Here is a 22,190-nt window from a genome sequence, read left to right as displayed (position 1 = left end):
AAGTGATCCAGATAACAATTTGAAATATTCACAATAATATATAAAACAGCAAGTTACGTATAACAACTAATTAGCGGCTGTTTTTTCTCGCGCGAAGATCAACAACATAGGCTGTGGATAAGTCTGTTTAAAACATTTTTGGCCCATGTAAAAACGGGCTACCGCACTGCGCTTAGCGCTGTGGATAATTTGGAAGGCAATTGAGAAAGATTTTTATTTGGAGCGGGAAACGAGACTCGAACTCGCGACCCCGACCTTGGCAAGGTCGTGCTCTACCAACTGAGCTATTCCCGCTTAGGAGTACTGCTGAATTTCTGCGCTAAACATCTTATAACTACTTGATTGTTTTAGCTTTTAACTCTTCCTTCCGGAGGAGAGGTCGCTATTATGGACCCGTTTGCTGATGCTGGCAAGACTTGCGTGAAAAAAATTTAATGCCGAGCGTGGCCTGTACAATTTTCGCACATAAGTACCCTGCACGGCGGCATTCGCTGACCACTGCAGGAAAGGCATGGCTTATCTTCAGGCATAAAAAAAGAGCCTTTCGGCTCTTTTCTACAGGTTGTAGACGATACATCTTGTCTGCAATCAAAATTTTGGAGCGGGAAACGAGACTCGAACTCGCGACCCCGACCTTGGCAAGGTCGTGCTCTACCAACTGAGCTATTCCCGCTTGGGTGGTGCTTTACTGCTTTAAAAATTGGAGCGGGAAACGAGACTCGAACTCGCGACCCCGACCTTGGCAAGGTCGTGCTCTACCAACTGAGCTATTCCCGCTCTGGGTAACGATGAAAATTCTTCACCGGTACGGGGTGCGCATTATACGAGAATTCTCTCTCCTCGCAACCCTGCCACTAACATTTTTTGTTTTTTTTCTTCCGACTGCCGATTAAAACGTCATTGCGCTGATTTAATCGGCATTTTTGAGCCATTTATCGGGGTTTCCCCCTTTTTCATCCAGATCGTTAAAACATCACAGCTGAATGAAATGCTCGCGGTAATAGGCCAGTTCTGCCACGGACTCGCGGATATCGTCCATTGCCTGGTGGGTGCCCTGCTTTTTGAACCCTGGCAGGATCTCCGGTTTCCAGCGACGCGCCAGCTCTTTCAGCGTGCTGACATCCAGGTAACGATAGTGGAAGTATGCTTCCAGTTCCGGCATATATTTGAACAGGAAGCGGCGATCCTGGCCAATGCTGTTGCCACAGATCGGAGAACTGTTGATGGGCACCCACTCTTTCAGGAACGCAATCGTGGCCTGCACGGCGGCTTCTTCATCGTACTGACTGGCTTTAACACGCTCGACCAGGCCGCTGTTGGTGTGCGTGCGCACATTCCACTCGTCCATTAACGCCAGTTGGGCATCGGACTGGTGGACAGCAAGTACCGGCCCTTCCGCCAGGATATTCAGATCGGCATCGGTCACCAGTGTGGCGATCTCAATAATACGGTCCTGCTCCGGGTCCAGCCCGGTCATTTCAAGGTCAATCCAAATCAGGTTGTTGGCATTGGCAGTCATAGTACGTCTCACAATGTATACTCGAATGATGCAGAGTATAGGGCTGCAGGGTTAAGTAGCGTGTATGATAGTCCTTTTGCCCTGTCAGGGCGAAATATGCAAAACCGGTGTGAGGAACAGTGACTAAAAACAAACTATCCAAGGGTCAGCAACGTCGCGTAAGTGCCAACCACGATCGTCGCCTGAAGCAGCGTGCCGATAAACCTGAGCCAGATGACAATCTGTTCGGTGAAGTTCGCGATGGCGTGGTGATCAGCCGTTTTGGTATGCATGCTGATGTGGAAGATGCGGATGGTTCCGTTCACCGTTGTAACATCCGCCGCACCATTCGTTCGCTGGTGACCGGTGACCGTGTGCGCTGGCGTCCAGGCGTTGAAGGCGGTGCCACCGTTAAAGGTATTGTTGAAGCCGTTCATGAACGTACCTCGGTACTGACCCGTCCTGATTTCTATGACGGCGTGAAGCCCATTGCGGCCAACATCAATCAGATTGTGGTGGTCTCGGCTATTTTGCCGGAACTGTCGCTGAACATCATTGACCGCTATCTGGTGGCCTGTGAGACGCTGGGCGTTGAGCCATTGCTGGTACTGAATAAAACCGATTTGCTGGATGATGAAGGCCGTGCCTTTGTTGATGAGCAAATGGATATCTATCGTCATATTGGCTACAACGTGCTGATGGTATCCAGCCATCGTAAAGAGGGGCTGGTTGAACTGGAGCAGGCACTGACCGATCGTATCAGCATCTTCGCCGGGCAGTCTGGCGTGGGGAAATCCAGCCTGCTGAACGCTCTGCTGGGGCTGGAACTGAGCCATGCTGAGATCCTCACCAATGACGTCTCAGATAACTCAGGCCTGGGTCAGCACACCACCACCGCCTCCCGTCTCTATCACTTCCCGCAAGGCGGTGATGTGATTGACTCCCCAGGCGTACGTGAATTTGGTTTGTGGCATCTGGAGCCGGAACAAATCACGCAAGGATTTGTCGAATTCCGTGACTATCTGGGTGGATGCAAATTCCGTGACTGTAAACATGACAACGATCCCGGCTGCGCGATTCGCGAAGCGGTGGATAAAGGTGAGATCAACGAATCGCGTTTCGTTAACTATCACCTGATTCTGGAAACCATGTCTGAAGTGCAGGGTAAAACCCGTCGCTTCACCACGGACAAAAACTGATTGCACCTGCCCGCGTGGCGTGAACCACCTGCAGCCGCCCTGAGAGTCAGGCAATAGCCTAAACCTCCGGGCGCTGCTACAATCCGCCCCCTTTTATTTTAAAGCGCTATACCCGTCTGATTTGAGCCAGGAGGCTAACGTGTTAGATCGTATTAAACTCGGCCTGAATAACTTACTGCCTAAAAAAGCCCTGACTGAACTGGCCGGCTGGGGTGCCAGCAAGCGCGGTGGATGGCTGACCAAAGCAGTGATTGATGCTTTTGTCTGGTACTACAAAGTGGATATGAAAGAGGCGCAGAAGCCTGATACCGCCAGCTATCGCACCTTTAACGACTTTTTCGTCCGCCCGCTGCGTGACGATGCGCGTCCGATTGAAACGGACCCGAACCTGCTGATCCTGCCTGCAGATGGTGCTATCAGCCAGCTCGGCCATATTGAAGGTGAGCAGATTTTCCAGGCCAAAGGCCATACCTATTCGCTGGAAGCACTGCTGGCAGGCAACGCCGCGATGACCGATATGTTCCGTGATGGCGAGTTTGTCACCACGTACCTCGCACCGCGTGACTACCACCGTGTCCATATGCCGTGTAATGGTATCCTGCGTGAAATGATCTACGTTCCGGGCGATCTCTACTCCGTGAACCCACTGACCGCGCAGAACATTCCCAACCTGTTTGCGCGTAATGAACGCGTCATCTGTCTGTTTGATACTGAATTTGGACCAATGGCGCAGATTCTGGTGGGTGCAACCATCGTGGGCAGTATTGAAACCGTATGGTCCGGCACCGTTACGCCACCCCGTGAAGGAGTGATCAAACGCTGGAGCTGGCCAGGTGCCGATGCCGAAGGTTCTGTCGTGCTGTTGAAAGGCCAGGAAATGGGCCGTTTCAAACTGGGATCTACCGTCATCAACCTGTTCGCACCAGGCAAAGTGAAGCTGGCTGAAAGCCTGGCGGCAGAAAGTAAAACCCGTCTTGGCGCCACGCTGGCCATCGCACTGCAGAAAGAAAGTGCGGAAGACGTCCTCCACCATCCATAGCGAATTGCCATGTCACGTCTGATTCTCACTTTTTTATTAGGCTGGAGCTTACTCCAGCCGGTTTATGCCGCCAGCGCACCGGATGCATCGCTGATCAAACAGCAGCTGGAAGAGGCGAAGTCAGACAAGACGTCGGCGAATCAGACGGCTATCGTCGATGCCCTGCAATCCACGCTAACCTGGCTGGACGAGCGTCAAAACTCGCTCAACCTCACTCAGGATTACCAGCAGGTCATTGACGATTTTCCTAAACTTTCCCGCGAGTTACGTCAGCAGGTCGTCACGCTGACGGACAGCAGCAAGCCTTTGCGCAGCAACATGAGTGCCGCTGACCTTGATCAGGAGATCTTACAGGTCAGCAGCCAGTTGCTGGAAGAGAGCCGCCAGGTTCAGCAGGAGCAGGATCGCGCACGCGAAATCAGTGATTCACTTTCCCAGTTACCGCAGCAACAAACAGAAGCCCGCCGGGCGCTGAATGAGATCGAACGCCGTTTACAGGGGCAACCCGCCCCGACCACACCGCTGGGTCAGGCACAGCTGGCACAGCGTCAGGCTGAGTCTGCGGCACAAAAAGCCCGGGTCGATGAACTCGAACTGGCACAGTTGTCGGCTAACAATCGCCAGGAACTGGCGCGTATGCGTGCCGAAGTACACCAGCGTAAAGCCGCCAGCCTGGATGCCTACCTACAGGATTTACGTAACCAGCTGAACAGCCTGCGCCAGCGTGAAGCTGAAATGGCGCTGGCCCGCACAGAACAGTTGGCGGAAAACAGCGGTGATATGCCCAAAGGCATCACCGAACAGTTCCGCGTTAACCGTGAACTGTCCAGCGCACTGAATCAGCAGGCGCAGCGTATGGATCTGGTGGCGTCGCAGCAGCGCACCGCCGCCAATCAGACCATCCAGGTTCGTCAGGCACTGAGCACCATCCGTGAACAGTCGCAATGGCTGGGCGTATCCAATGTGCTGGGCGAAGCGCTGCGTGCGCAGGTGGCTCGTCTGCCAGATATGCCAAAACCTCAGCAGCTGGATAACGAAATGGCCCAGCTGCGCGTCCAGCGTCTCTATTATGAAGACCTGCTGGAACGTCAGAAATCGCTGCTTCAGCTGCGCCAGGATGACAACAGCAATCTGACCGCAGAACAGCGACGCATTCTGGATGCGCAGCTGAAAACCCAACGCGAACTGCTCACCTCCCTGCTCTCCGGCTGCGATAACCTGATCCTTGGCGTGACCAAGCTAAAAGTCGGTAACAGCCAGCTGGTGGATGCGCTAAATGAAGTGAAAGAAGCCACGCACCGCTATCTGTTCTGGACGGCCGATGTCAGCCCGGTGGACTTCAGCTACCCGCTTGATCTGGCGCGCGACCTGCACCGTCTGCTGTCGCTGGATACCCTGGGCCAGCTGGGTGGCGCAATGGTGATGATGGTCACCAGCCGCGAAACCGTGCTGCCTCTGCTGGGCGCGATGCTGCTGGTCGGCTTCAGTATCAGCTCGCGCCGCCATTTCCGTAAATTCCTTGAACGCGCCTCCAGCAAGGTCGGCAAAGTCACCCAGGATCATTTCAGCCTGACACTGCGTACCGTGTTCTGGTCGATTCTGGTGGCGTTACCGCTGCCGGTGCTGTGGGCGGCACTGGGTTACGGTTTACAGCATGCCTGGCCCTATCCTATCGCCATCGCCATCGGTGACGGCGTGACCGCCAGCGTACCGCTGCTGTGGGCCTTTATGGTCAGTAATACGTTTGCCCGCCCGCAGGGTCTGTTTATCGTCCATTTCCGCTGGCCACAAACCCGCGTGGCACGCGCTATGCGTTTCTACACGCTGTGCATCGGCCTGGTCGTGCCGCTGATGATGATGCTGATCGCCTTCGATAATCTCGAAGATCGTCAATTCTCAGCCACCCTCGGGCGTCTGTGTTTTATCCTGATTTGTGGTGCGCTCAGCATGGTGACCGTCAGCCTGAAGCGTGCCGGTATCCCGCTGCACCTCGACAAGGAGGGCAACGGTGAGAACTTTATTAATAACGTGCTGTGGAATGCGATGATCGCCATTCCGATGGTGGCGGCACTGGCTTCCTGCATCGGCTATCTGGCCACCGCGCAGGCTCTGCTGGCACGTCTGGAAACCTCGGTGGCCATCTGGTTCCTGCTGCTGGTGATTTACCATATTATCCGCCGCTGGATGCTGATCCAGCGGCGACGCATCGCTTTTGATCGCGCCCGTCAGCGCCGTGCTGAAATCCTTGCTCAGCGTGCACGCGGCGAAGAAGAAGTGGCGGCACAACAGACCGCCGTCGATAGCGTGGATGTGGAAGAGCCGGTCATTGACCTTGATGCCATCAGCGCACAGTCATTACGCCTGGTACGCTCAATCCTGACGCTGATTGCGCTGGTCTCCGTCATTGTGCTCTGGTCAGAGATTCACTCCGCCTTTGGTTTCCTGGAAAATATCCGCTTGTGGGATGTCAGCACCACCGTTCAGGGCGTCGAAAGCCTGCAACCGATCACGCTCGGATCGGTGATGATCGCAGTCCTGGTGCTGATCATTACCACCCAGTTGGTGCGCAATATGCCTGCCCTGCTGGAGCTGGCGCTGCTGCAACACCTTAGCCTGACGCCAGGGACCGGTTATGCGATCACCACCCTGACGAAATATCTGCTGATTCTGATTGGCGGCCTGGCGGGGTTCTCGCTGATTGGTATCGACTGGTCGAAATTACAGTGGCTGGTCGCCGGTTTAACCGTGGGGCTGGGCTTTGGGCTGCAGGAGATCTTCGCCAACTTTATCTCTGGTCTGATCATCCTGTTTGAGAAACCGATCCGCATCGGGGATACCGTCACGATCCGCGAACTCACCGGCAGCATCACGCGGATTAACACCCGTGCCACGACGATTACGGACTGGGATCGCAAAGAAATTATCGTGCCGAATAAGGCCTTTATCACTGAACAGTTTATCAACTGGTCGCTGTCGGACTCCGTCACCCGCGTAGTGCTGACGATCCCGGCACCGGCTGAAGCCAACAGCGAAGAAGTGACCAACGTCCTGCTGACGGCTGCACAGCGTTGCAGCTACGTGCTGGATACACCGCAGCCGGAAGCGTTCCTGGTGGATTTACAGCAGGGTATTCAGCTGTTTGAGCTGCGCATTCACGCGGCAGAAATGGGGCACCGTATGCCGCTGCGCCATGAGCTGCATCAGTTGATCCTGCGTGGCTATCAGGAACACGGGCTGGAAATGCCGTTCCCACCGTTCCAGGTTCGTATGGAAACTATTGGGCGTAAAACCCCGGCCAGCAACGGCGCACCAGCGGCAAGAAACTACAAATCGGGCGGGTTATAAGAATCTGAACCACGGGGCGATCGGAAAAAATAATCGCCCCCGACACCCAAGGGCTGACCTTGTTTTTCGGTCAGCCCGTTTCACCCCGCCGAGGAATTAACAACGGTCGACGGTGAACGCGATCACATCACTGAGCTGCTCTGCTTTCAGTGCCAGCATCACAATACGATCAACCCCTAATGCCACACCGGAACACTCCGGCATACCGTGCGCCAGCGCATCCAACAGGTGGGTATCAATCGGCTGCACGGGCAGACCCGCAGCCGCACGCTTACGGTTATCCTGCTCAAAACGCAGACGCTGTTCACGGCTGTCGGTCAGTTCACGGAAACCATTCGCCAGCTCAATACCTTTGAAATAGACCTCGAAACGCTCGGCCACGCGATGATCTTCCGTACTGATCTCTGCCAGCGCCGCCTGACTGGCCGGAAAGTGATAGACGAACGCCGGTTTCTCTTTACCGATTTCAGGTTCCACACCCAGCATAAACAACAGTTGAAGCAGCGTATCGCGATCTTCTTCACGATGGGCGAGATCGCCAGCGCCCAGTTTTTCAGCCGCTTCGCGCAACTGCGCTTTGTCAGCAGACAGCGGGTCAATCTCCAGATGACGAATAAATGCCTGCTGGTAGGAAAGCGTCTCGGCCGGAGCACACTCCAGCACCTGTTGCAGCAGATCGTCCACCTCGTTCATCAGGCGGTACATATCGTAGTGCGGGCGATACCATTCCAGCATGGTAAATTCGGGATTATGGTGGCGCCCCATCTCTTCATTACGGAAACTGCGACACAGCTGGAAAATCGGCCCGCTGCCTGCGGCCAGCAGACGCTTCATATGGTATTCAGGGCTGGTCATCAGATAAAGATCGATACCGGCAGCGGCACCTGGGCCAACAAACCGGGTCTGGAATGGGAACAGATGTACATCGGTCAACGTCGCCTGGCTCATGGCCGGGGTTTCCACTTCCAGTACGCCACGATCGGCAAAGAAACGCCGGATTTCAGCCATGATCGCCGCACGCTTTAATAAATTGGCGATAGATGCACTTGGCTGCCAGCTAGCCGAATCGCTCATCTTTTTTACTCCAAAGTCAGTAGGGGCAAGAAGTCTACCTGTCCGGGCCGCAACACACAATTCTACGTCGAAAAAACCAGCAACACGCTTTCCACAAAAAGTGAAGGGTTTTTATCACTTACCCGCCGAAATGCCCGAACACATCAAATTGGCGCCATTTTAACCCCCTTATACTGGGCCGCGACTGTCGGGTAGAGCCACCCGCTTTGCCTCTGGAAAAATCTCAAACACAAAATACCCACCATGGTTCGCGTGGCAGAAAAACAGGCAACACACATGTTGCGCGACGTATGCAGGGTATAAGGGAGAAAATTGTGCAAACCCTGAATGCCGATTTAGTCATTGTTGGTGCTGGTGGAGCCGGGCTGCGTGCTGCGATTGCCGCCGCAGAAGCCAACCCGCGATTGAAGATTGCTCTGATCTCCAAAGTCTATCCGATGCGCAGCCACACTGTGGCCGCCGAAGGCGGTGCCGCCGCCGTCACTCAAGAGCAGGACAGTTTCGATTCTCATTTTCACGATACCGTTGCCGGGGGCGACTGGCTGTGCGAACAACCCGTGGTGGACTACTTTGTTCAGCACTGCCCGCAGGAAATGGCGCAAATGGAGCAGTGGGGCTGCCCGTGGAGCCGCAAAGAAGATGGCTCCATCAACGTCCGTCGTTTTGGCGGAATGAAGATTGAACGCACCTGGTTTGCCGCCGATAAAACCGGCTTCCATATGCTGCACACCCTGTTTCAAACCTCGCTGAAATACCCGCAAATCCAACGGCTTGATGAGCATTTCGTCCTCGACCTGCTGGTGGACGATGGCGTGGCGCACGGTCTGGTCGCGATCAACATGATGGAAGGCACGCTGCTGGAAGTACGCGCACAGTCAGTGATCCTCGCGACCGGCGGCGCGGGCCGCGTCTATCGCTACAACACCAATGGCGGCATTGTCACCGGCGATGGTATGGGCATGGCGTTTCGCCACGGCGTCCCACTGCGCGATATGGAGTTTGTTCAGTACCATCCCACCGGCCTGCCGGGTTCCGGCATTCTGATGACGGAAGGCTGCCGTGGTGAGGGCGGTATTCTGGTCAATAAAGACGGTTACCGTTACCTGCAGGATTACGGCATGGGGCCGGAAACTCCACTCGGGGAGCCAAAAAACAAATATATGGAGCTGGGCCCGCGCGACAAGGTTTCCCAGGCTTTCTGGCACGAATGGCGTGCAGGGCGCACCATCGCCACACCACGCGGGGATGTCGTCTATCTCGATCTGCGCCACCTCGGTGAGAAAAAACTGCGCGAACGTCTGCCGTTTATCTGCGAACTGAGCAAAGCCTATGTCGGCGTGGACCCGATTACGGCTCCGATCCCGGTGCGTCCGACCGCGCACTACACCATGGGCGGCATTGAAACCAACGCCGAGTGTGAAACGCGTATCCAGGGTCTGTTTGCCGTGGGTGAATGTTCCTCCGTTGGACTGCACGGGGCGAACCGCCTCGGCTCTAACTCGCTGGCAGAACTGGTGGTGTTTGGGCGCCTGGCGGGCGAGCAAGCCGCACAGCGCGCTTCCCAGCCACATCCGGTGCGGGATGCCGCACTCAGCGCTCAGCGCAACGACATTGAAAAACGACTGCACGGGTTGGTGAATCAGCAGGGCAGCGAAAATGCGGCCACGCTGCGTGATGAAATGGGCATGGCGATGGAAGAAGGCTGCGGCATCTACCGCACCACGGAGCTGATGCAAAAAACCATCGATAAGCTGGCGGAGCTGAAGCAGCGTTTTTCTAACCTGCGTGTGACCGACACCTCCAGCGTGTTCAATACCGAACTGCTGTACGCCGTTGAACTGGCCCACGGGCTGGATGTGGCGGAGTGTATGGCGCATTCAGCCATTCAACGTAAAGAGTCTCGCGGCGCACACCAGCGGCTGGATGAAGGCTGCACCACACGCGACGACGAACACTTCCTGGCGCATACCCTGACCTTCTTCAACCCGCAGGGAGCGCCTTCGGTCGCTTACGATCCGGTGACCATTACCCATCTGCCGCCTGCTGCGCGCGTGTATGGCGCGGCCTCTGAGGGCAGCACCCACAAGGAGCCTGGTCATGAGTGAGAGCAAAAACCGTCAAATCAACATTATGCGCTACAACCCGGAGACAGACCGCGTCCCGCGTAACGAGATTTTTGACGTTCCCTGGGATGAAACCACCTCGCTGCTTGATGCCCTCGGCTATATCAAAGACAACCTGGCTTTTGATCTGTCGTATCGCTGGTCATGTCGTATGGCGATTTGTGGTTCTTGCGGGATGATGGTGAATGGTGTCCCCAAACTGGCGTGCAAAACCTTCCTGCGCGATTACCCGGCCGGCGTCAAAGTAGAACCACTGGCAAACTTCCCGATCGAACGCGATCTGGTGGTGGATATGACTCACTTTATGGAAAGTCTGGAGGCGATTAAGCCCTGGGTGATTGGTAACCCGCGGGAGGCCAGTGAAGGCCCGGGCCTGCAAACCCCGGCGCAGATGGCGAAATATCATCAGTTTTCCGGCTGTATTAACTGCGGTCTGTGCTATGCCGCCTGCCCACAGTTTGGCCTGAACCCTGAATTTATTGGCCCTGCGGCGATCACCCTCGCCCACCGCTATAACCTCGACAGCCGTGACCGGGGTAAAGCACAGCGTATGCCGCAGCTTAACGGCATTAATGGCGTCTGGAGCTGCACCTTTGTCGGCTTCTGCTCCGAAGTGTGCCCAAAACACGTCGACCCGGCGGCGGCTATCCAGCAGGGCAAAGTGGAGAGCAGTAAAGACTTCCTGATCGCCACCCTGAAACCCCATTAAGGAGGCTGTAAATGACCTCGAAACGTAATGCGTATATCCGTCCTATGTCAGGAAGCTGGTGGCAGTCGCTGCCGTTCTACCGTCTGTATATGCTGCGCGAAGGCACCGCCATTCCCGCGCTGTGGTTCAGTATTGAGCTGATTATCGGCCTGTTTGCTTTGAAGATGGGGCAGGAAAGCTGGGAAGGTTTTGTCACCTTCCTGCAGAACCCCATCGTCCTGCTACTGAATCTGGTGGCACTCGTCGCCGCCTTGCATCACAGCAAAACCTGGTTTGACCTGGCCCCAAAAGCACAAATTATTATCGTTAAAGGGGAGAAGCTGCCGCCGGAACCGATCATTAAAGGGCTATGGATCGTGATGATTATTTTAAGCGGCGTTGTACTGGCCGTGTCGCTGCTGGCTTAAGGAGTGATAATGAACACACAACCGCAACGTTCTGATGAGCCCATCTTCTGGGGCCTGTTTGGTGCCGGGGGCATGTGGGCTGCATTGGTCAGCCCGGTGATCGTTCTGCTGGTCGGCTTGTTGCTGCCGCTAGGCTGGGCACCGGCAGAGACGTTCAGCTATGAGCGGGTTCTGGGATTTGCTCAGTCACTGCCTGGCCGAGTCATCCTGCTGCTGGTGATTGTGATGCCACTGTGGTGCGCACTGCACCGCCTGCACCATAGCCTGCATGACCTGAAACTGCATATCCCTGCCAGCAAGTTGCTGTGCTACGGGATTGCCTCGCTGTTAAGCGTAGTAGCATTAATTGGCGTGATCGCCGTGTAAATCTATACTCAAGCCATTCGATCATTAAGGAATGGCTTATTTATATGTCGCTATGGAAAATGTTCACCGCAGGTGCCGGGGCGCTGCTCTCGGTTGCCTGCTCTACCACCCCGCCGCAAGGCGTTACCCCCATTTCTGGATTCAATGCCGAACGCTATCTTGGAAGCTGGTATGAGATTGCGCGCCTGGACCACCGTTTTGAACGCGGCCTGGAGCAGGTGACGGCAACCTACAGCAAACGCGACGATGGCGGGCTGAAAGTGGTTAACCGTGGCTTTAATACGCGCAAACAGCGCTGGCAGGAGAGTGTAGGTAAAGCGTATTTTACCGGCCCTTCTGATCTGGCCGCACTCAAAGTGTCATTCTTCGGACCGTTTTATGGCGGCTATAACGTGATTGCGCTGGATAACGATTACCAGCACGCGCTGGTGTGCGGGCCGAATCGGGACTATCTGTGGATTTTATCGCGGACGCCGCAGCTGGAAGACGGGGTAAAAACAGAGTTACTGGCTAAAGCACGCGGAGCAGGCTTTGCCGTGGATAAACTGATTTGGGTTAATCAGCGCTAACAAAGCTATCGCCGGTGCACCGCACCGGCCTTTCACACAGATTAATTCGTGCTTTTCTGAATTGCCTTACCACCCGCCTCAACATCTTCACCCACGCCGCGCGTGGTATTACAGGCAGAGAGTACGGAAGAGAGCACCAGAACAGAAAGAAGGGCAACAATACTTTTCTTCATAGCAATTTCCTTTTAATTAGAGATAAAGCACAGCGATGTAAGCATAGCTGTAATTTATGCGCTTGCCTGTATGGCAAAGCAAAAAGGGAATTTTTCAGACCAGAAGACGTTATTTATTGGCTGCATCGGTAATGGCACCGCCGAGATGCTGCACATCTTCGCCAAAGCCGTGGAAGGTATTACAGGCGCTGAGCGCGCAGGTCATCAACAATGCAACAGCTATGAATTTCAACATATACTTAAACTCACATCGTCAAGGATAAGGGCCTGACGGGCAGGCCCTCACTGGTTCGGGCTTATTTTACGCGTGAAACGTATTCGCCAGAACGGGTATCAACTTTGATCACTTCGCCAATCTGCACGAACAGTGGCACTTTCACTACCGCACCGGTAGACAGTGTCGCTGGCTTGCCGCCAGTCCCTGCGGTATCACCTTTCAGGCCCGGATCAGTATCCGTGATTTCCAGCTCAACGAAGTTCGGTGGTAACACCTGGATCGGTTTGCCGTTCCACAGGGTCACGATACACTCAGCGTTGTCGAGCAGCCATTTTGCTGCATCGCCCACGGTTTTCTCTTCAACAGGATGCTGCTCGAAGCTTTCCGGGTGCATGAAGTGGTAGAACTCGCCGTCGTTGTACAGGTAGTTCAGGTTAGTATCTACTACATCAGCGCCTTCAGCGGAGTCGGTAGATTTAAAAGTTTTCTCAACACGCGTTCCGGTCAACAGACGACGCATTTTTACGCGTGCGAATGCCTGGCCTTTACCCGGCTTAACAAACTCGCTTGATTCGATGGCATAAGGCTCGCCTTCGAACATGATTTTAAGACCGGGACGGAAATCGTTGCTAGAATAAGTCGCCATAAAGGCCCTCTACAATTTATTACTGGTACTTAGCCAAAAAAATGGCACACATTGTAACCCTAAATACCCCTGTGCGAGAAGAATGGTTGCATCAACTTGCCGATGTAATCACTGATCCGAATGAATTACTGCAACTTTTAGCGTTGCACCATCACCCTGATCTGGTTTCAGGCCATGACGCACGGCGTCTTTTCGCCCTGCGCGTCCCCCGGGCCTTTGCTGCACGCATGCGCAAAGGCGATCCGCAGGATCCTCTGCTGCTACAGGTTATTACCTCGCAGCAGGAGTTCGTTGATGCACCGGGTTACAGTACCGATCCGCTGGATGAGCAGAGCAGTGTGGTGCCGGGTCTGTTACATAAATATCGTAATCGTGCGTTATTGCTGGTCAAAGGCGGCTGTGCCGTCAATTGCCGTTACTGTTTTCGCCGCCATTTTCCGTACTCTGATAACCAGGGCAATAAACGCAACTGGCAGCAAGCCCTGGAGTATATCCGACAACAGCCAGAACTGGATGAGATTATTTTCTCCGGCGGCGATCCGCTGATGGCAAAGGATCACGAGCTGGACTGGCTGATCGCAGAACTGGAACAAATTCCACATATTAAGCGCCTGCGCATCCACAGCCGTCTGCCGGTGGTGATCCCTAAACGCATCACCGAAGCGCTGTGCCAACGGCTTGCACAGTCACGCCTGCAAACGCTGATGGTCACCCATATCAACCATGCGCAGGAGATCGACGACGACCTGCGCCATGGTATGCGTATGCTAAAACGTGCGGGTGTGACGCTGCTGAATCAGAGCGTGCTGCTACGGGGCATTAACGATGATGCCACCACGCTGGCCGCACTGAGCAATGCGCTGTTTGATGCGGGGATACTTCCTTATTACCTGCATGTGCTGGATAAGGTGCAAGGCGCAGCGCATTTCTACGTTGATGACCAGCGCGCACGCGCCATCGTGCGTGAACTGTTAGGTAAGGTTTCGGGTTATATGGTGCCGAAACTGGCGCGGGAGATTGGGGGTGAGCCGAGCAAAACGCCGCTCGATTTACAGTTACGTCAGGAATAGATGCGGCGGCATTGCAGCAATAAAAAAGGGTGCGCTTAAAGCCACCCTTTTTTATTCATCGTCAGAATGCCCATCAGGCCATAACGATCACGAGCACTTATACACCTGACCACTCATTTTGCTGTCGAGTGGTGCAAAGTTAGACCAGATGTTCTGGGTTGGACTGGTGGCACCATAAATGACGTTACCGCCCATCTCTGCCGCACGATTACGCAGATCGTTGGCTGCGCCGCGCAGTGAACTGCCTTCGCCACCGGAACCTGAGAACCAGTTACTTTGTGCGCCAGTCACGTTGCCCAGCAGCTGGCAGCTACTTGCTGGTTGCTGATCGGTAAAGGTGACACGCTCGCCAGCTGAACTCAGTGTGTTGGATGAACTACAGCCTGCCAGCAGCAGCGCGAGCGCCGAGAATCCCAGTACGTGAATACGCATGCTTTTCCTCAAAATTGTAAAATTATACGACCCCATTTATACCCTTTTAACTGGCAAAAGAAAAACATACTTACTGATTTTCTTGCGCCCGCAACTGATTGCTTTTTGAACACACCATTAGAGTGATAATTAACACTCATTAAGTGATATATTTCCAGTTAAGAAATATATATTAATAACGATCGCTCCAAAAAAATCACATATTGAAACAACAAGAGTAAACACGCAAATAAAGATTTTACTATAAAGACAAACTTTTATTAAACACGGCACTGTGTATAATCGAGGCAGCAATTACCACTCAAGGATAACGAGTCAGGCTGCTATCACACATCATAAATAATGGACTATGCATGAAAAAAATCAGATCACCTCTCACCCTTACCGTGATGATACTGCTTGCATTAGGCTCTAATGAGATATTCGCATCCTCCCAAACAACCATAAAGTTGCAGGGCGAGATTATGCCCGGCTCATGCGATATCGGCATGAATAGCGCAGGAAGCATTAAGTTAAATCTGGCCGCTGGTCAGGGCAGCTCCCATTCGGGCAGAACGCTACTGCCCGAAAAAAAATTAGGCTTGATGATTCAATGTCAGGGAGCGACTTCGTTTGCTTTTCGCGCAAGAGACATTGCCCCGAATGCCGGCAACGTTCAGCTGGCGGGTGAACAGCAGCGTGATATTTTCAGCCTTGGCCTGACAAATAAAGGACAGGCAATTGGTGGCTACCTCGCCCTGATTGACCCTGAACACTCGCGAATGGACGGAAGAGTTATACCTAACGTGCTGGTTTCAGATAACGAAGGGGTTAGCTGGCGCACCGGGCAGTTCAGGCTGACTCCATCCGGTGAAAACATTTACTCCTGGGGTAGCCAGATAACACCAGGAAGCGCACGTCAGGTTAATATTGACATCATCCTGAAGCCTTTCATCTTCAATTTAAATCAGGCAGATGCAATAAAAATCGATGGAATGACAACGTTTGAAATTGTATATCTGTAAAAATCTCATTTGCTATTTTTATTTTAACTTAATTAGTTAACCCTACATCAATAGATGTAAAAATAAGCCTCCAAAATACATCAGACAACCTTTGATAACGTTAAATAAAACACACATGCGACATTTAATCCTGCCTTCTGCATGTTAGGTTAAAAAGGGAATATCCAAGTGAAAGTGGAATTCAAGGAAACCCGCATTAAGTATTAAGCGTTCCCCTTACTCTCACAGGAGAGTATTTTCTTCATGAATAAAACGTATAAGGACTATACACACATGAATTTTAAAAAGACCGCGCTGGGCCTGTCTCTGTTGGCCGCTATCGCAACATCGGGCATGGCCAATGCAGGCCAATCACAGTTAACTGTAAAAGTTGATGGCATGATTATTCCTGCGTCATGCGATATTGGTAAAGGTGTCGGTTCAACGAGCATTAAGTTAGGAAAACTGATAGCCGATAATCTGAACCTGACGAAAGACACAATCCTACCCGTATCAAAACTGCAAATTAGGATTGACTGCCCATCCGCCACAGCCGTTGCCATCCAACCCACCGATGTGGCAGAAAAAGCAGGCCAGGTTTTCTATATGGGCATGCAGGTGCCCGAAATTTTCAGCCTGGGAGCAACCTCTGACGGCGCGGTAATCGGCGGTTATATGGTGAAGCTCGACACCGATAGCACAAATGTAGACCAGGTTGGCGTGAGCAATTTCATCGTTGCTCCTGTGGGGTCTAACGTCTGGAGTACTTTTGATAACGCCAGCCGCCTTATTTCAGGTACCGGCCAAAAGATGTACTCCTGGACAACAGGGGATAAAAGCAATGCACCTGTTATGGGTAAAAGCCATACCATCGGGCTGGAATTCTCCCCGTTTATTTCCCCGGCATCCAAGCTGAAAACCTCTGAAAGAATCGATATCAAAGGTGAAGCGACTTACGATCTGGTTTACCTGTAATCCCAGATTAATTTCACCTAAATACCGGAGTGTTACGACCTGTAGCACTCCGTTCTTGTTACAGAGGTACCATGCGCTCCTTTACCCTGACTACACTGGCTCTACTCTGCTGCTCCTGGACAGCAGCGTCTTACGCCACCATGAAACCAGAAACCCCCATGCTGTTTATTCTTGAAAAGGATGGCGGCGGCAGCATCAATGTCACCAATACTGACGATCAGACAGAACTGCTGTATGTCAAAATTCACGATTTACCTGACGATCCGCAGCCCAAATTGTATGCCACTCAGCCCGTCATGCGCCTGGAAGCCGGGAAAACCCAGCTGGTGCGTTTTATTCTTAATAGCGACCGCCCACTCCAGGTTGAGCATCTGAAGCGTGTCACCTTCGAAGGCATCCGGCCGAAAACAGGCAATGATGAAAACAGAATTGACGTTAATATTCGCCAAAATATTCCAGTGATTATTCATCCACAAGGATTAGCCATGAGCGCCGATCCATGGAAAGCACTGGTCTGGAACCTCAACGGCAATAAGCTGACGGTACACAATCCCAGTCCCTATGTGGTCAGGCTGTCACAACAAATCAAGCTGCTTCCACAGGGGAAAAACGCACTGCTGACCAAAACCTATGTTCTGCCGCAGCAGACGGTGCCCGTGATGGTGAAAGAAGCCGCACAGCTCACTGGCACGCAGAAGGTCAGTATTGAAACCGTGTCGAAATATGGCTTCGACACCGGCAATGTTGAAATGTCGGTGACACATTGACCCCGGCGGTAAAAGGAAATTTACTGCACTCATTACCAAATGAAATGGAATAATGTGGAAGCTCATTTTTTTACTGCCCGCCAGTCTGATTTTTGTGGCGCTAAATTCTAATGCCACCGCCAACGAAACACCTTCCGCTTCTTTATCGGGTGAAACCTCGCCTGAAGACTGGGACGTTGAAACGTTAAAACGCCACGGCCTGGACCAGAGTGCACTGGAAAAGCTGGATCGGTTGGGCAAGATCCCTGCCGGATTGAATGTGATAGATATCAGCCTTAACGGTGATTTTATCGGTTCATTCCAATTACAGGTCACTCACCAGGGGGCGATTTGTTTCACTCCAGAGCTGTTTGAAGAACTGGGCCTGAGCGTTCCTGATGCCGCACGATCTCAAAAATGTTATGAATGGGCGGCCAGTGATAGCCAGATTAGTCTCGCCTGGCAGCAGGAAACACAGTCGCTCAGTATCGTAGTGCCCTCTTCATGGCTTGTCAGCCAGCGTCATGAGGGCGAATCCGGCGGCAGTGCCATCCACGTTAACTACAACTACTTTTCCAGTATGAATCTTTCCCCTGACCACCGGGAACGTTACAGCTGGCTGGCGTTGGATAGCGGTATCAATCTGGCCAACTGGATATTGCGCAGTCAGCAAAACGTTCAACAGGATAAACAGGGCCTGACGGCTACGGTTAACTCCACCTATCTGGAACGCTATGTTAGTAAGCTGAACAAGACCCTACAGGCAGGGGAAATTAACGTTAGAAATACCCTATTCGCCCTGGATACGTTAAATGGCTTTCAGCTCTCACCGGATGATGTGTTATCTCAGGGGGTGGGAGGAAGTGGCGTCAATATTGAGGGCATTGCTAATACCCCTCAAGCACGTGTCGAAGTGCGACAGTATGATCAAATCATTTACAGCACCCTGGTGCCGGCAGGCCCGTTCAACCTGGACAATATTCCAGTACAAAACCTCAATGCCCCACTTGATGTCACGGTAGTAGAAAATAAGGGGGAAAATCAGCACTTTGTGGTTCCTGTCACCCAGCTTACCCATTTTAATCGCGGCAGCAGCCCCGGTTTCAGCCTGGCGATAGGCAGTGTAAAGAGAGTGGCACAGGACAGTGCTACACCGGCCATTTTGACGCTAAATCAGAACTGGCAACCCGGCCCCTCGTGGTCACTGCGCAGTGGAGCGCTGCTCAGCAAAAGCTACCATTCCCTTGCGATTTCGCTTAACGGCGTGCCGCAAATCCTTGCAGGCAGCAGCTCAATTTCACTTCAGGCTATCGTGGAACAGAACGATACTCGCCGCAGTAACGGCGCTCAATTGCAGCTTTCGGGTAGCCATAACCTGTCGCAGAATCTTTCCCTGTCTCTGGGAATGAGTAAAAATAGCCCGAGTTTTATCACGTTGAATGAAGCAAAACAGCGCAATAGTAACAACCACAACGACCAGCAAAATAACGAACTCAGCGTCTCTGCTAACTGGTCTCCTCAATGGCTGGGCACATTGTCCCTGAGCTATAGTCGCTCGCGCAGCTATCAGAATGATCAGTTATGGCGCTATGCCATGCTGTCCTGGAATCGTCGTTTCACTAAGAATCTTCGGCTGTCATTGAGTGCGTCACAGGGCAGTGGCGGAAAGCAGAAAAATAAAAATATCTCGTTGAATGTTAACTGGTCGCTGGGGGAGACGCATTTTCGGCACTACTACCGCGCTTATAATCATCGTGATGTGTTGGGTAGTGAAGTCAGTGCGTCACTTTCAGACTACAGTGATTACAACCTGGCTCTGGAACAAACCAACAGCGATCATAACCGCTCGATCCAGGGCTCGCTCAACAACGATCTGCGCTATACCCGCCTTAGTCTTAATGCCCAGCAGGACACCCAGCACAACAGCAACTATAGCGTGAGCGGTCAGGGTGCAGTCATTCTTTACCCTTATGGCGTGGGTTTCAGCAACAATCCGGTATCAGATACCTTTGGTCTGCTGGCACTCAGTCGTCCTGTGGCAGGGATCCCGATCATCACACCGGGCGGGATCGCGTGGACGGACTGGCGTGGAAAGGCAGTCCTCCCGGCGATACCGCCATGGCAGGATAGTTCGCTGAACATCGATGTGGATAAACTGCCTAAAAATATCGATGTGATTAATGGTCACCGCACGCTGCATCTGGCACGAGGCACGGTAAAAAAAGTGAAGATAGCAGTGCTCTCCGGCACGCGATTGCTGCTCACCGTCAGGCTTGCAAATGGCCAAATGTTACCGAAAGGCAGTACGCTATGGCGGGATGGGGAGCTCGTCACAGAAGCTGTAGATGAGGGCGTGGCGTTTCTCAGTAATGCAGCAGAACAGGCCAGTATGCAGGTAAAAATTGCGCGCAGTACAGAGGAGTGCATCATCAATTACCACATCGATGATGAGGACGACGACGATCGTACTCTGTACAAAAGGCTTGATGTGACCTGCCAATAAAAAACGCCCCGTCAGCGCAAACTGACGGGGCGTTCTGCATCACGTACCGCTAAGGGCAGTGGAGCGCGGGGGGATTACATCATTCCGCCCATGCCGCCCATACCACCCATGCCGCCTGCGCCTAAATCAGGCGCATCGCCTTTAGGCAGATCAGTCACCATACATTCGGTAGTGATCATCAGGCCAGCAACAGAAGCAGCGTACTGCAGAGCAGAACGGGTCACTTTGGTTGGGTCCAGGATACCGAAGTCGATCATGTCGCCGTACTCTTCGGTCTGCGCGTTGTAACCGTAGTTACCTTCGCCTGCTTTCACGTTGTTAGTCACAACAGATGGCTCTTCACCGGCGTTAGCAACGATCTGACGCAGTGGGGATTCCATTGCGCGCAGCGCAACTTTGATACCCACGTTCTGGTCTTCGTTCTGGCCACGCAGTTCAGACAATTTAGACGCCACGCGTACCAGTGCAACACCACCACCAGCAACCACGCCTTCTTCTACTGCTGCACGGGTAGCGTGCAGAGCATCTTCAACGCGTGCTTTCTTCTCTTTCATTTCAACTTCAGTCGCTGCGCCCACTTTCAGAACGGCAACGCCGCCTGCCAGTTTCGCGACACGTTCCTGCAGTTTTTCACGATCGTAATCAGAAGTTGCTTCTTCGATCTGCTGACGGATCTGAGTCACACGGCCGTTGATCGCCACTTCTTCACCGGTACCATCGATGATGATAGTGGTGTCTTTGTTGATCACAACGCGTTTCGCCTGGCCCATATCTTCCAGACCTGCTTTTTCCAGTTCCATACCGATCTCTTCTGAGATTACGGTACCACCGGTCAGAACAGCGATGTCCTGCAGCATGGCTTTACGACGGTCGCCGAAACCAGGAGCTTTAACCGCAGCCACTTTCACGATGCCGCGCATGGTGTTCACCACCAGCGTTGCCAGCGCTTCGCCTTCAACATCTTCAGCGATGATCAGCAGTGGTTTACCGGCTTTCGCAACGGCTTCCAGCACTGGCAGCATTTCACGGATGTTGGAGATTTTTTTGTCAGCCAGCAGGATGAATGGAGATTCCAGCTCAACTGCGCCAGTTTCTGGCTTGTTGATGAAGTAAGGGGACAGGTAGCCACGGTCAAACTGCATACCTTCAACCACGTCCAGCTCGTCTTGCAGACCGGTGCCTTCTTCAACAGTGATCACGCCTTCTTTGCCCACTTTTTCCATCGCCTGAGCAATTAACTGGCCCACGGTTTCATCGGAGTTAGCAGAGATGGTACCGACCTGAGCAATCGCTTTAGAGTCAGAGCAAGGCACAGACAGTTTTTTCAGCTCTTCAACCGCGGCGATAACCGCCTGGTCGATGCCGCGCTTCAGATCCATCGGGTTCATACCCGCAGCGACGGCTTTCAGGCCTTCGGTGATGATGGACTGTGCCAGTACGGTAGCAGTGGTGGTACCGTCACCCGCAGCGTCGTTAGCTTTGGAAGCGACTTCTTTCACCATCTGAGCGCCCATGTTTTCGAACTTGTCTTCCAGCTCGATTTCACGCGCAACAGAAACACCATCTTTCGTGATGGTCGGTGCACCAAAAGATTTATCCAGAACCACGTTACGGCCTTTCGGGCCCAGGGTAACTTTTACTGCATCTGCCAGTACGTTCACACCGCGCAGCATTTTTACGCGCGCGTCATTACCGAATTTTACGTCTTTAGCTGCCATTTTATCTTTTTCCTTAAATTCGTTACGTTCAGTGAATTACGCGTTAATTACGCTTCAACAATCGCCAGAATGTCGTTTTCTGAGATGATCAGAACTTCTTCGTTGTCGATTTTTTCAGTTTTCGCGCCGTAGCCTTCGCTGAAGATGACCACATCACCTACTTTCACGTCCAATGGCTTCACTTCGCCATTTTCCAGGATGCGACCGTTGCCAACAGCCAGGATTTCGCCACGAGTAGATTTACCCGCCGCAGAACCGGTCAGCACGATGCCACCTGCAGATTTGGATTCAACTTCTTTACGCTTGACGATAACACGATCGTGCAATGGACGAATTTTCATTGTTAGCTCTCCTTTGAGAAGTCCAATCAGTTTTGGGATGAAAGCCGGGCTGCATTG

General features: G+C 52.9%; 21 protein-coding genes and 3 tRNA genes. 13 read left to right on the top strand and 11 right to left on the bottom strand.

Going from position 1 to position 22,190, the window contains the following annotated elements:
• Nucleotides 1–218: 218 nt before the first annotated feature.
• The 4 genes from FVB43_RS16430 to orn form a co-directional block, all read right to left on the bottom strand.
• A tRNA-Gly gene (locus FVB43_RS16430) sits at nucleotides 219–294 on the bottom strand.
• Between the two features lie 303 nt (nucleotides 295–597).
• Nucleotides 598–673: transfer RNA gene (locus FVB43_RS16425), tRNA-Gly, on the bottom strand.
• A gap of 28 nt (nucleotides 674–701) precedes the next feature.
• Nucleotides 702–777 (bottom strand) — tRNA-Gly (locus tag FVB43_RS16420).
• Nucleotides 778–973: 196 nt separating this feature from the next.
• Complete coding sequence (orn, locus tag FVB43_RS16415) at nucleotides 974–1,519, bottom strand: oligoribonuclease (RefSeq protein ID WP_133842744.1); 546 nt, start codon at nucleotides 1,517–1,519, stop codon at nucleotides 974–976.
• 119 nt (nucleotides 1,520–1,638) lie between these two features.
• Here orn and rsgA point away from each other — a divergent pair, with 119 nt between their 5' ends.
• From rsgA to mscM, 3 genes are all read left to right on the top strand, one after another.
• Entirely contained in the window at nucleotides 1,639–2,697 is a 1,059-nt protein-coding gene (gene rsgA / locus FVB43_RS16410) for a small ribosomal subunit biogenesis GTPase RsgA (protein ID WP_133842564.1), read from the top strand.
• Between the two features lie 139 nt (nucleotides 2,698–2,836).
• Nucleotides 2,837–3,736, top strand: coding sequence for an archaetidylserine decarboxylase (asd, locus tag FVB43_RS16405; protein WP_133842565.1), 900 nt, complete (start codon nucleotides 2,837–2,839; stop codon nucleotides 3,734–3,736).
• A 9-nt stretch (nucleotides 3,737–3,745) separates the two neighbouring features.
• Entirely contained in the window at nucleotides 3,746–7,081 is a 3,336-nt protein-coding gene (gene mscM / locus FVB43_RS16400; RefSeq protein WP_133842566.1) for a miniconductance mechanosensitive channel MscM, read from the top strand.
• Between the two features lie 96 nt (nucleotides 7,082–7,177).
• Here the strand turns inward: mscM and epmA are convergent, their stop codons facing one another.
• Nucleotides 7,178–8,155, bottom strand: coding sequence for an elongation factor P--(R)-beta-lysine ligase (gene epmA / locus FVB43_RS16395; RefSeq protein ID WP_167864321.1), 978 nt, complete (start codon nucleotides 8,153–8,155; stop codon nucleotides 7,178–7,180).
• A 314-nt stretch (nucleotides 8,156–8,469) separates the two neighbouring features.
• Here epmA and frdA point away from each other — a divergent pair, with 314 nt between their 5' ends.
• The 5 genes from frdA to FVB43_RS16370 are packed head-to-tail and all read left to right on the top strand — an operon-like array spanning nucleotide 8,470 to nucleotide 12,329.
• Nucleotides 8,470–10,260, top strand: a complete 1,791-nt coding sequence (gene frdA, locus FVB43_RS16390; protein ID WP_167864320.1) for a fumarate reductase (quinol) flavoprotein subunit — start codon at nucleotides 8,470–8,472, stop codon at nucleotides 10,258–10,260.
• Entirely contained in the window at nucleotides 10,253–10,987 is a 735-nt protein-coding gene (locus FVB43_RS16385; RefSeq protein ID WP_133842569.1) for a succinate dehydrogenase/fumarate reductase iron-sulfur subunit, read from the top strand. The genes frdA and FVB43_RS16385 overlap by 8 nt, the downstream gene beginning before the upstream one ends.
• Before the next feature lie 11 nt (nucleotides 10,988–10,998).
• Nucleotides 10,999–11,394 carry a fumarate reductase subunit FrdC gene (gene frdC / locus FVB43_RS16380; protein WP_159336790.1) on the top strand — a complete coding sequence of 132 codons (396 nt, stop codon included), beginning with the start codon at nucleotides 10,999–11,001 and terminating at the stop codon, nucleotides 11,392–11,394.
• Between the two features lie 9 nt (nucleotides 11,395–11,403).
• Nucleotides 11,404–11,760: a fumarate reductase subunit FrdD gene (frdD, locus tag FVB43_RS16375; RefSeq protein ID WP_205945503.1), complete on the top strand. Its 357-nt coding sequence runs from the start codon at nucleotides 11,404–11,406 to the stop codon at nucleotides 11,758–11,760.
• A gap of 44 nt (nucleotides 11,761–11,804) precedes the next feature.
• Nucleotides 11,805–12,329, top strand: coding sequence for a lipocalin family protein (locus FVB43_RS16370; RefSeq protein ID WP_133842571.1), 525 nt, complete (start codon nucleotides 11,805–11,807; stop codon nucleotides 12,327–12,329).
• 41 nt (nucleotides 12,330–12,370) lie between these two features.
• Here the strand turns inward: FVB43_RS16370 and FVB43_RS16365 are convergent, their stop codons facing one another.
• The 3 genes from FVB43_RS16365 to efp all read right to left on the bottom strand — a co-directional run bounded on the left by FVB43_RS16365 (nucleotide 12,371) and on the right by efp (nucleotide 13,365).
• Nucleotides 12,371–12,502, bottom strand: coding sequence for an entericidin A/B family lipoprotein (locus FVB43_RS16365; protein ID WP_133842572.1), 132 nt, complete (start codon nucleotides 12,500–12,502; stop codon nucleotides 12,371–12,373).
• Between the two features lie 109 nt (nucleotides 12,503–12,611).
• The gene (locus FVB43_RS16360) at nucleotides 12,612–12,737 is read right to left on the bottom strand and encodes an entericidin A/B family lipoprotein (protein ID WP_133842573.1); all 126 of its coding nucleotides are present in this window, start codon (nucleotides 12,735–12,737) and stop codon (nucleotides 12,612–12,614) included.
• 61 nt (nucleotides 12,738–12,798) lie between these two features.
• Complete coding sequence (efp, locus tag FVB43_RS16355; protein ID WP_133842574.1) at nucleotides 12,799–13,365, bottom strand: elongation factor P; 567 nt, start codon at nucleotides 13,363–13,365, stop codon at nucleotides 12,799–12,801.
• A gap of 41 nt (nucleotides 13,366–13,406) precedes the next feature.
• On the opposite strand from efp, the gene epmB reads away from it, so the two are divergent.
• Nucleotides 13,407–14,435, top strand: coding sequence for an EF-P beta-lysylation protein EpmB (epmB, locus tag FVB43_RS16350; protein ID WP_133842575.1), 1,029 nt, complete (start codon nucleotides 13,407–13,409; stop codon nucleotides 14,433–14,435).
• Between the two features lie 87 nt (nucleotides 14,436–14,522).
• Here the strand turns inward: epmB and FVB43_RS16345 are convergent, their stop codons facing one another.
• On the bottom strand, nucleotides 14,523–14,867 hold the full coding sequence (locus FVB43_RS16345) for a DUF4156 domain-containing protein (RefSeq protein ID WP_133842576.1): 345 nt from the start codon (nucleotides 14,865–14,867) through the stop codon (nucleotides 14,523–14,525).
• 353 nt (nucleotides 14,868–15,220) lie between these two features.
• Between FVB43_RS16345 and FVB43_RS16340 the strand changes: the two genes are divergently transcribed.
• The 4 genes from FVB43_RS16340 (at nucleotide 15,221) to FVB43_RS16325 (ending at nucleotide 20,074) form a co-directional block, all read left to right on the top strand.
• Nucleotides 15,221–15,871: a DUF1120 domain-containing protein gene (locus FVB43_RS16340; RefSeq protein WP_159336789.1), complete on the top strand. Its 651-nt coding sequence runs from the start codon at nucleotides 15,221–15,223 to the stop codon at nucleotides 15,869–15,871.
• 243 nt (nucleotides 15,872–16,114) lie between these two features.
• Nucleotides 16,115–16,825, top strand: a complete 711-nt coding sequence (locus FVB43_RS16335; RefSeq protein WP_167864319.1) for a DUF1120 domain-containing protein — start codon at nucleotides 16,115–16,117, stop codon at nucleotides 16,823–16,825.
• Nucleotides 16,826–16,896: 71 nt separating this feature from the next.
• Nucleotides 16,897–17,592 carry a fimbria/pilus chaperone family protein gene (locus FVB43_RS16330; RefSeq protein WP_159336787.1) on the top strand — a complete coding sequence of 232 codons (696 nt, stop codon included), beginning with the start codon at nucleotides 16,897–16,899 and terminating at the stop codon, nucleotides 17,590–17,592.
• Between the two features lie 52 nt (nucleotides 17,593–17,644).
• Nucleotides 17,645–20,074 carry a fimbria/pilus outer membrane usher protein gene (locus FVB43_RS16325; RefSeq protein WP_167864318.1) on the top strand — a complete coding sequence of 810 codons (2,430 nt, stop codon included), beginning with the start codon at nucleotides 17,645–17,647 and terminating at the stop codon, nucleotides 20,072–20,074.
• A 74-nt stretch (nucleotides 20,075–20,148) separates the two neighbouring features.
• Here the strand turns inward: FVB43_RS16325 and groL are convergent, their stop codons facing one another.
• Together groL and FVB43_RS16315 are read right to left on the bottom strand one after the other, a co-directional pair.
• Nucleotides 20,149–21,792 (bottom strand): chaperonin GroEL, encoded by a 1,644-nt coding sequence (gene groL, locus FVB43_RS16320; protein WP_133842581.1) that lies wholly within the window; start codon nucleotides 21,790–21,792, stop codon nucleotides 20,149–20,151.
• Between the two features lie 47 nt (nucleotides 21,793–21,839).
• Complete coding sequence (locus FVB43_RS16315) at nucleotides 21,840–22,133, bottom strand: co-chaperone GroES (RefSeq protein WP_133842582.1); 294 nt, start codon at nucleotides 22,131–22,133, stop codon at nucleotides 21,840–21,842.
• Nucleotides 22,134–22,190: the final 57 nt, after the last annotated feature.

It is taken from the genome of Erwinia rhapontici (assembly GCF_012271765.1).
Taxonomy (GTDB): Bacteria; Pseudomonadota; Gammaproteobacteria; order Enterobacterales; family Enterobacteriaceae; genus Erwinia; species Erwinia rhapontici.
Note: the sequence above shows the minus strand (reverse complement) of the source record. Positions and strands in the feature narration are given on the sequence as shown.

Excerpts from the sequence above, each read along its gene's own strand:
- FVB43_RS16315 (WP_133842582.1), bottom strand. The coding sequence starts at position 22,133 with ATGAAAATTCGTCCATTGCACGATCGTGTTATCGTCAAGCGTAAAGAA.
- FVB43_RS16330 (WP_159336787.1), top strand. The coding sequence starts at position 16,897 with ATGCGCTCCTTTACCCTGACTACACTGGCTCTACTCTGCTGCTCCTGG.
- groL (WP_133842581.1), bottom strand. The coding sequence starts at position 21,792 with ATGGCAGCTAAAGACGTAAAATTCGGTAATGACGCGCGCGTAAAAATG.
- FVB43_RS16365 (WP_133842572.1), bottom strand. The coding sequence starts at position 12,502 with ATGAAGAAAAGTATTGTTGCCCTTCTTTCTGTTCTGGTGCTCTCTTCC.
- FVB43_RS16340 (WP_159336789.1), top strand. The coding sequence starts at position 15,221 with ATGAAAAAAATCAGATCACCTCTCACCCTTACCGTGATGATACTGCTT.
- epmB (WP_133842575.1), top strand. The coding sequence starts at position 13,407 with ATGGCACACATTGTAACCCTAAATACCCCTGTGCGAGAAGAATGGTTG.
- FVB43_RS16325 (WP_167864318.1), top strand. The coding sequence starts at position 17,645 with ATGTGGAAGCTCATTTTTTTACTGCCCGCCAGTCTGATTTTTGTGGCG.
- efp (WP_133842574.1), bottom strand. The coding sequence starts at position 13,365 with ATGGCGACTTATTCTAGCAACGATTTCCGTCCCGGTCTTAAAATCATG.
- frdC (WP_159336790.1), top strand. The coding sequence starts at position 10,999 with ATGACCTCGAAACGTAATGCGTATATCCGTCCTATGTCAGGAAGCTGG.
- frdD (WP_205945503.1), top strand. The coding sequence starts at position 11,404 with ATGAACACACAACCGCAACGTTCTGATGAGCCCATCTTCTGGGGCCTG.
- mscM (WP_133842566.1), top strand. The coding sequence starts at position 3,746 with ATGTCACGTCTGATTCTCACTTTTTTATTAGGCTGGAGCTTACTCCAG.
- epmA (WP_167864321.1), bottom strand. The coding sequence starts at position 8,155 with ATGAGCGATTCGGCTAGCTGGCAGCCAAGTGCATCTATCGCCAATTTA.
- FVB43_RS16345 (WP_133842576.1), bottom strand. The coding sequence starts at position 14,867 with ATGCGTATTCACGTACTGGGATTCTCGGCGCTCGCGCTGCTGCTGGCA.
- FVB43_RS16360 (WP_133842573.1), bottom strand. The coding sequence starts at position 12,737 with ATGTTGAAATTCATAGCTGTTGCATTGTTGATGACCTGCGCGCTCAGC.
- FVB43_RS16385 (WP_133842569.1), top strand. The coding sequence starts at position 10,253 with ATGAGTGAGAGCAAAAACCGTCAAATCAACATTATGCGCTACAACCCG.
- orn (WP_133842744.1), bottom strand. The coding sequence starts at position 1,519 with ATGACTGCCAATGCCAACAACCTGATTTGGATTGACCTTGAAATGACC.
- FVB43_RS16335 (WP_167864319.1), top strand. The coding sequence starts at position 16,115 with ATGAATAAAACGTATAAGGACTATACACACATGAATTTTAAAAAGACC.
- FVB43_RS16370 (WP_133842571.1), top strand. The coding sequence starts at position 11,805 with ATGTCGCTATGGAAAATGTTCACCGCAGGTGCCGGGGCGCTGCTCTCG.